Source organism: Chroococcidiopsis sp. TS-821 (genome assembly GCF_002939305.1).
Taxonomy (GTDB): Bacteria; Cyanobacteriota; Cyanobacteriia; order Cyanobacteriales; family Chroococcidiopsidaceae; genus Chroogloeocystis.
The window spans coordinates 1-452 of the sequence record NZ_MVDI01000038.1 but is presented as its reverse complement, the minus strand read 5'-3'; the positions used below and the strand labels follow the sequence as shown (position 1 = coordinate 452).

Annotated in this window: 1 protein-coding gene; it reads left to right on the top strand. The window is 48.7% G+C overall.

Annotated features, from left to right (window positions below; all coding sequences use genetic code 11):
* Positions 1-164 precede the first annotated feature (164 nt).
* The coding region (locus tag B1A85_RS24125; protein WP_256387498.1) for a hypothetical protein at positions 165-452 on the top strand (288 nt) is incomplete at its 3' end.

Genomic DNA, 452 nt, shown 5'->3' with positions numbered 1-452 from the left:
TCCAGGCGGAGTCATATAGTCAAGCGGCAATTCTGGAATACTCCTACATTTCAAAAGATCTCGCAATTGTTAATACAGATAGGTCAGGAGGAGCGAGACTGGCAGGAACGATCGAGTCTGATTGCGGTAATTATGGCTAGGAGCGATAATGCAAGCTCAACTACATAGGGGGCGGCGGACAAAGCTTAGGTGCATTTATCATGGCAGGTCTGTTCGTATTGGTCGAAGGCGAAGAAAACGATTACGTGGACAAGGGATTGAGGGGGGGAGTGTTTATTTCAAAACCTCCAGAGGCTGCACCGTATGCACCTGGGGATAATGAAATTGTGGGTAATACTTTTTTTTGCTGTGCTACAGGTGGTATGTTGTGTGCTACCGGTATTTCGGGCGACCGTTTTGAAGTCCGAACCCTGAAAGGAACCGCCGTGATTGAGGGTGCAGGCGATCACTGC